We start from the raw sequence: 7,970 nt of genomic DNA on the forward strand, positions 1-7,970 counted from the left end.
GCGATCCTCACCGGGAGGGAAAGGCTTACCCCCCTCCCTAACCCTCCCCCCAAGGGGGGAGGGAACAAAGCCAAGACCGTCTCGCGTCGGGCGTCGCGGCGTATCCTCCTCGACCCGACCTACAACTCCGCCATCATCCCCGCGACCGCCCGCGAGTTCTCGTCGGTCCGCCCGCCGAGGGCGCGGATTACCTTCGCCCGCCGCTCGGCCGGGTGGTTCTGGTTCAACTTCCACTTCCCCTCGATCCGCTCGATCGCGATTCGGAAGCCGACGATCTGCAACGCCATCCGCTCCAGGAACGTCGCGTTCTCGCCGAGCGTCCACGGTTGCGGCATCCCGCGCTCGTACACGTCCACGGACTGCCGCACGATGTCCAGAATCCCGGCCGTGTCCTCGACGAGTTGCACGCGGCCGTAAACATGAACGGCGACATAGTTCCACGTCGGGACGGTGTTCTCCTCCTCGTACCACGTCGGCGAGACGTAGGCGTGCGGCCCGGCGAACACGCACAGGGCCGTCCGGTCGGCCAGCTGCCGCCACTGCGGGTTCGCCTTCGCCATGTGGCCGATGAGCGTGTTGCTCTCGCGGTCGAGCAGGAAAGGGAGGTGCGAGACGAACGGCACGCCGTCGAGGACGGAGACGAGCTGGCCGAAGCTGTTCGCCTCGACGAATGCGTGGAGCGTGTCGCGGTCGGTCACGGCGAACGCCGGGGGCACGTACATGTCAGCCTCTCGGAAGGAGCGCCCGCAGGACACGCCGCAAGTTTACCAGGTTCACGCGCCGCCGGGGCGTCGTCGGTTCCTCCGACACACTCGGCCCGACCCGTCCGATTCTGACGCGCGTGCCGGCGGTTCCTGCCCTAGATTTCGGCGTCTGCGGCCGCCCCGCACCACCGCCGGGCCGTCGCGTTGCACACACGGAACCAAAATTCATGCGGCCCAATCCCCACAGAGTTCGGCCGGACCTCGTCCGGCTCGAAACCCGCGACGTGCCCGCGTTCTTCGGCAACAACCTGTTTCCCGACGATAGCGCCTGGAACCAGAAGATCACCGACGCCCCGGTCGCCGAGAACTCGGCCGCGATCATTAACCGGATCGTCGCCCGCACCGGCACGCGGGGCATCAAGCCGGACTTCGGCAACCCGGTCACGGACGGCGAGTTGTACGGCATCCCGATCACCGTCGTCGATGCGAGCACGCCGAAAGTGTCCGTGTTCATCCCGAACGAGGGGTACGCGGACGAGAGCGACAACGTGATGGTCCCGATCCCGGCGAACGCCGTCATCGAAGGCGACGGCGCGACCGGGCCGAACCCGCCGTCGAGCCGCGGGGACTCGCACGTCCTCATCTACGACAAGTCGGCCAACCACCTGTACGAGCTGTACTGCGCGTCCCGCCCCGGCGAGACGACGTTCTCCTACGGCGGCACGAAGCCGTCGAACGTGTGGGGCGCGTATCAGGTCAGCTTCTGGGACCTGAACAAGAACACCTTCCGCACGCCGAACTGGACGAGCGCGGACGCGGCCGGGCTGCCGATCGCGACCGGGCTGGTCCGGCCGGACGAGGCGAAGCCGGCGTCGGCCGGCGGGCAGGGCGTCATCGACCACGCGATCCGCGTGACGATGGTGCAGACGCGGAACCAGTACGTCTACCCGGCGTCGCACTTCGCGAGCAGCCGGACCGACGCCGACCTGCCGCGAATGGGCGAGCGGTTCCGGCTGCGGGCCGACTTCGCCATCCCCGCGACTTGGTCCGCGGAGGCGAAGGCCATCGCCCAGGCGATGAAGGACTACGGCCTGATCGTCGCGGACAACGGCAGCGACTTCTTCTTCCAGGGGACGCCGTCGAGCGAGTGGAACATGGGCCAAATCCTGGCGCTGCGGGGGATCAAGCCCGCGGACTTCCAGGTCGTGGACCTGAAGCCGACGGTGACGGGCCTCAGCGTCACCGGCGGGCCGGTCCTCGGCGGCACGCCGGTGTCGATCTTCGGGAAGAACTTCAGCGGCGCGGCCGGGAACCTGTTGGTCAGCTTCGGCGGCGTGCCCGTCCCGGCGTTCACCGTCGTCTCCGACTCGCGGATCGACCTGCTCGCGCCGCCGCAACTGGCCGGGACCGTGGACGTGAAGGTGCAGTCCGGCACGACGAAACTGGACTCGAACGGGAAGTCGATCTTCTTTGGGTACGGTACGTCGAACAACACGGCCGCGGACGACTACACCTACGGCCTGGCGACCAGCCCGCCGGGGAACGTGCCCCCGCCGGTCAGCCCGCCGGGGAACGTGCCCCCGCCGGTCAGCCCGCCGCCGACCGTGCCGCCGCCCCCGCTGTCGCCGTCGGCGCAGCCGTTCGCGGCCGGGGTCGGGAACTCGCTGCGGTTCATGAACGCGGACGGGACGCTGCGGTTCTCGACGACGCCGTTCCCGAACACCACCGTCACCGTCCGCACGGCGACGGCCGACTTCAACGGAGACGGCACGCTCGACGTGGTCGCCGGGACCGGGCCGGGCGCGGCCACCCGCGTCCGCGTCCTGGACGGCGTCACGCAGCAGGAGCTGTTCGCCGTCAGCCCGTTCGAGCCGAACTTCACCGGCGGCGTGTACGTCGCGGCCGGGGACGTGACCGGCGACGGCATCCCGGACCTGACGATCACGCCGGACCAGGGCGGCGGCCCGCGGGTGGACGTGTTCGACGGCGGCGGCTTCGCGAGGGTGGCGAGCTTCTTCGGCATCGACGACCGCAACTTCCGCGGCGGGGCGCGGGCGAGTATCGGCGACATCAACGGCGACGGCACGGGTGATCTCGTGGTCGTGGCCGGGTTCAAGGGCGGCCCCCGCGTCGCGGCGTTCAGCGGGAAGTCCGTGTCAGCGGGCGCACCGGCCCGGCTGTTCGGCGACTTCTTCGCGTTCGAGCAGACACTCCGCAACGGCATCTTCGTGACGGCCGGCGACGTGAACGGCGACGGGTTCGCGGACCTGATCGCCGGCGGCGGCCCCGGCGGCGGCCCGCGGGTGTTGGCGTTCGACGGCAAAGCCCTCCTGTCGAACCAGTACGTGACGGTCGCGAACTTCTTCGCCGGCGACGCCAACACCCGCGGCGGCGTGCGGCTGAGCGTGAAGGACCTCGACGGCGACGACCGCATGGACATCCTGGCCGGCGACGGGTCCGGGGCGGGCAGCAGCGTGGTCGCGTACGCGGGGGCGGCCCTCACGCCGGCCGGCGCGCCGCCGACGTTCTTCGACCGCGAACTCGAACCCGGCTTCACCGGCGGCGTGTTCGTCGGCTGAGCGAAACTCGCGCGGAATCTGGTTCCGATCTTCGGCCGTTGCCGTTAGGATGTGGGGCGTTGTCACACAACCCCCGAGGTCCGCGGCATGGCTCCCGCATCCCCGTTGAATCGCCGTGAGTTCTTCCAGGCGTCGGCCGCCGTCGGCGCGACCGCCGCCCTGGGTTCGGCCGCGACCGCGGCGGCCCCGGTCGGCACGGCGAAGAGTTGCATCTTCTTGATGCTCACCGGCGGGCCGAGCCAGCTCGACACGTGGGACCCGAAGCCGGACGCGCCGAGCGAGGTACGCGGCCCATTCGCGCCAAATCGCACCCGCGTGCCGGGCGTGCTGTTGAGCGAGCTGTTCCCGAAGATGGCGGCGATGGCGGACAAGTTCTCGCTCGTCCGCACGATGCACCACGAGCACGCGCCGATCCACGAGAATGGGATGCAATTGCTGAACACCGGCCGCCGGTTCGGGGACGGCCCGGTGTGGCCGAACGTCGGCATCGTCATCGCCGACCGGCTCGACCGCGAGGGCCGGTTCGGGAAGTGGCTGCTCACGCCGGACAACCGCATCAAGTGCGGCCTCGACATCCCGCTCGGCCAGTGGGTCGGGTTCCTCGGCGGGCGGCCGTACACGTGCATCTCGCAGGCGTTCAACGGCCGGACGCAAGCCCTCGACACAAGCATCGCCACGTCCTGCGAGACGGCGTTGGAGGCCGTGAACGACGGGACGCCGTTCGTGATCGTAAACCACTTTCTCAACGTCTTCGACGCCGTGTCGTGGGACTGTCACGCGGACAAGGGGTCGCTCCGCACGACGCTCGCCGACTACCGTGACGAGGTCGCCCCGGCGTTCGACGCGGCCTACACCACGCTGCTCACCCGCCTCGAAGAAACCGGCAAGCTGGCCGAAACGCTCGTCGTCGCGGTCGGCGAGTTCGGGCGGACGCCGAAGCTGAACTGCAACGGCGGCCGCGACCACTGGGCGAACTGCTGGACGGCCCTCGTCGCCGGCGGCGGCGTGCAGGGCGGCCGCGTCGTCGGCACGTCCGACGCGCACGCCGCGGAGCCGAAGGATCGGCCGGTGCATTGCGCCGAACTCGTCTCCACGATCTGCCACGCGATGGGCGTCCCGCCGACCGCGACCATCCCCGGCCCGGACGGGCAACCGGCGCGTGTGGTGGAAGCCGCGCCGGTGCTGGAACTGTTCTGACGACTCACACACCCCGCCGCCGCACTTCCCGGAGAAAGCTCCATGCGCACGACCGCGCTCGCACTCGCGCTGCTGTTCGTTCACGCCGCGCCCGCTGCCGAGTTGCCCGGCACGAAGCCGCTGACCGAGGGCGGCGACCTCGCGAAGCAGATGGTGGACGGCATCCACCGCTACCTCGACCGCGAGTTGGAACTGGCCCCGACGAAGCGGAATCAACTCCCGACCGCTTCGGACGCGAAGGCGAAGCGGGAGCGGTTGAAGAAACTCCTCGGCGTCGTCGATCCCCGCGTGCCGGCGAAGCTGGAGTACGTCGGCGGGCCGGACGTGCCGGCGCTCCTCGCCGAGATCGACGGGTGCAAGGTCCACGCGGTCCGCTGGGCCGTGCTGAACGGCGTCGATGCGGAAGGACTGCTCATCGAGCCGGACGGCAAGCCGAAGGCGAACGTCGTCGCGGTCCCGCACGCCGACCAGCATCCGGAGCACGTCGCGGGGCTGCTCCCCGGCGACGACTTCGGCCTCCGCCTCGCCCGCAACGGCTGCCGCGTGCTGATCCCCACGCTCATCGACCGCGACGACAAGCATTCGGGCAACGCCCGGCTGAACCGGTGGACGAACTACTCGCACCGCGAGTGGGTCCACCGCATGTGCTACGAGATGGGCCGCACGCTGCCGGGGTACGAGGTGCAAAAGGTCCTCGCGGCCGTCGATTGGTTCCAGAAGCAAGACGCCGCGCTGAAGGTCGGCGTCATCGGGTACGGGGACGGCGGCATGATCGCGCTGTACGCCGGGGCGCTGGACGACCGAATCAAGGTCACGCAATGCTCGGCCTACTTCGCCCCGCGGGAGCGGCTGTGGGAGGAGCCGATCGACCGCAACGTCTGGGACCGCGTCCGCGAGTTCGGCGACGCCGAGGTCGCCGCGCTCATCGCCGGGCGGGACTTCATCCTGGAGCCGGACGGCGTCGATTTCGTCGCGGACGGGTTCTGGCCGACGTGGAAGACGCCGGCCGCGAAGCCCGGCCGCGGCGGCACCGCCCCCGGCTCCCTCGGCCCTCACCTCGGCAAACAGGTCGCCGGCGAGTCGGTCCGGCTCGCCGCGCTGACGAAGGCGGCCGAGAAGATCATGCGCCGCGTCGGCCCGCACGTCTCCGACGAGTTCTTCCTCCCGAAGCTCGCCGGCCGTACGGTCGAGCCGGCGAAGGAGAAGGACCGCCCTCGACCGGCAGTTGCGGTCGATGCCGCGGCCCGGCACAAGCGGCAGTTCGACCAACTCGTCGCGTTCACACAGAACCTCTGGCGGAACTCCGAACCCGTCCGCAAGGAGTTCTGGAAGAAGGCCGACGCGAGTTCGCCGGAGAAGTGGGAGCAGTCGTGCGAGTGGTATCGCACCTACTTCCACGAGGAAGTCATCGGCAAGCTGCCGGAGCCGACGATGCCGGCGAACCCGCGGTCGCGCCAAATCTACGACACGCCAAAGTGGACCGGCCACGAAGTGATGTTGGACGTGTACCCGGACGTGTTCGCCCACGGCATCGTGCTGTTGCCGAAGGACCTGAAGCCCGGCGAGAAGCGGCCGGTCGTCGTCTGCCAGCACGGTCTCGAAGGGCGGCCGACGGACGTGTGCGACCCGAAGACCCGCACGAAGTACTACAACTCGTTCGGGGCGCAACTCGCCGACCGCGGGTACATCGTGTTCGCGCCGCAGAACCCGTACATCTTCGACACGTACTTCCGCCAGATCATGCGGAAGGCCAACCCGCTGCGGCTGTCGCTGTTCAGCTTCATCATCCGCCAGCACCAGCGCATCATCGACTGGCTGGAGGCGCACCCGAACGTGGACCCGAAGCGGATCGCGTTCTACGGCCTCAGCTACGGCGGCAAGACGGCGATGCGGGTCCCGGCCGTCGAGAAGCGGTACTGCCTGAGCATCTGCTCCGGCGACTTCAACGAGTGGGTCGGCAAGATCGTGAGCACGGAGCTGCCGATGAGCTACATGTTCACGAAGGAGTACGACATGCTCGAGTTCGACCTCGGGCACACGTTCAACTACGCGGAGATGGCGCACCTGATCGCCCCGCGGCCGTTCATGGTCGAGCGGGGCCACGACGACGGCGTCGGCATCGACGAGATGATCGCGTGGGAGTACGCGAAGGTGCGGTACCTGTACGAGAACCGCCTGAAAATCGGCGACCGGACGGAGTTGGAGTTCTTCGTCGGCGGCCACGAGATCCATGGGAAGGGGACGTTCGCGTTCCTCGACAGGCACCTGAGGTGGAAGCCGTGACGGTTGGAAGTCGTTGCGAGGCGGGTGGCCCTGGGACCGCGGGCGTCCCGCCCGCCACGGCCCCAGCCGCGTGAGACGGGTCTCCGAAGCCGGGAAAGTGAGCGGGCGGGACGCCCGCGGTCCCAGGCGTTAACACCGCGACTTAACCGTCGACCCACGCCTCGAACTGCTTCGCCTTCCCGGCCCACCCCTCCGCTTGCAGCCGCTCGCGATTACGCCGCTGCCCTTCCGGCGTCCCACCATCCAACCGCTCCCGGACCCGGTCGGCGAACGCCTCGACCGTGTCGCACACGTCGCAGCAGTCGGCCCACGATCTCGTGGAAGGCAGGCCGCGGACCACGACCGGCTTCCCGGTCGCGAGGTACTCCTTCAGCTTCAGCGGCTGGATCGCCCGCGTCACCGGCAGGTCGGCGTAGGGCATCACCAGCACCCCCGCGGCCGCGGCCAGTGCCGGCAATCGCGCGAACGCCATCGGCGGCAGCGCGTGGACCCGCGGGGTCGCGAGCAACGCCGGGTCCGGGTCTTCCCGCGGCCCGATGAGGACGATGCTGCCATTTTCCAGCTTCGCGGCGAGGTGTTTGACGAACGCCGTGTCCATCCGCCGGTCGATGACGCCCCAGAACACGACGAACGGCGGCGCGAGTCCGCTCAGTTCCGGCAGCTTGTCGGCCACCCCCGTCTGCCAGTGGTCGAGATCGACGCCGTGCGTCAGTAGATGGGCCTGCTTTCCGAACGTGCCGACGTGCTTCACGAGCGTGTCGCTGACGGCGATCGCGTCGTTTACCTTCGGCACGAGGTCGCGCTCCATCCGCAGCATCGTCTCGCCGTCGTAGCCGGGCCAGACGCTGAAGTCGTCCACGCAGTAGTAGACCCAGCGGTGCGCCGGCAACTCGCCGACGAGGTCCGCGACGAGCGGTAGCGTCGTGACGACGTTCGGCGGCTGCGGCAGAGCCTCGAACACCGGCCGCAGGGCGCGGAGCAGCAGCTTGCGGTTGAGCGCGCGGACGAACCGGGACTTGAACGACGGCCACATCTTCGGCGCGACTACGCGTGGGGCCGCGACTTCTTGTTCCCTCCCCCCTTGGGGGGGAGGGTTAGGGAGGGGGGTACGCGGGGCCAGCGGCTGATGACTCCCTTGAGTGATTGCACCCGCCGGGGGGGGGGGGGGGGGGGGGGGGGGGGGGGGGGGGGGGGGGGGGGGGGGGGG

At 69.5% G+C, this 7,970-nt stretch carries 5 protein-coding genes; 3 read left to right on the forward strand and 2 right to left on the reverse strand.

The window, feature by feature from the left end; genetic code table 11:
- Window positions 1-119: 119 nt before the first annotated feature.
- A complete protein-coding gene (locus AC5JJ2_RS02060; protein ID WP_495856294.1) occupies window positions 120-722 on the reverse strand; it encodes an FMN-binding negative transcriptional regulator in 603 nt (200 codons plus the stop codon).
- A gap of 209 nt (window positions 723-931) precedes the next feature.
- Between AC5JJ2_RS02060 and AC5JJ2_RS02065 the strand changes: the two genes are divergently transcribed.
- The 3 genes from AC5JJ2_RS02065 to AC5JJ2_RS02075 all read left to right on the forward strand — a co-directional run bounded on the left by AC5JJ2_RS02065 (window position 932) and on the right by AC5JJ2_RS02075 (window position 6,763).
- On the forward strand, window positions 932-3,283 hold the full coding sequence (locus AC5JJ2_RS02065) for an IPT/TIG domain-containing protein (RefSeq protein ID WP_495856295.1): 2,352 nt from the start codon (window positions 932-934) through the stop codon (window positions 3,281-3,283).
- 87 nt (window positions 3,284-3,370) lie between these two features.
- Entirely contained in the window at window positions 3,371-4,480 is a 1,110-nt protein-coding gene (locus AC5JJ2_RS02070) for a DUF1501 domain-containing protein (protein WP_495856296.1), read from the forward strand.
- 42 nt (window positions 4,481-4,522) lie between these two features.
- Complete coding sequence (locus AC5JJ2_RS02075) at window positions 4,523-6,763, forward strand: alpha/beta hydrolase family protein (RefSeq protein WP_495856297.1); 2,241 nt, start codon at window positions 4,523-4,525, stop codon at window positions 6,761-6,763.
- Window positions 6,764-6,905: 142 nt separating this feature from the next.
- Here the strand turns inward: AC5JJ2_RS02075 and AC5JJ2_RS02080 are convergent, their stop codons facing one another.
- Window positions 6,906-7,796: a glycosyltransferase family protein gene (locus AC5JJ2_RS02080; RefSeq protein WP_495856298.1), complete on the reverse strand. Its 891-nt coding sequence runs from the start codon at window positions 7,794-7,796 to the stop codon at window positions 6,906-6,908.
- Window positions 7,797-7,970: the final 174 nt, after the last annotated feature.

Source organism: Limnoglobus sp., from assembly GCF_059499385.1.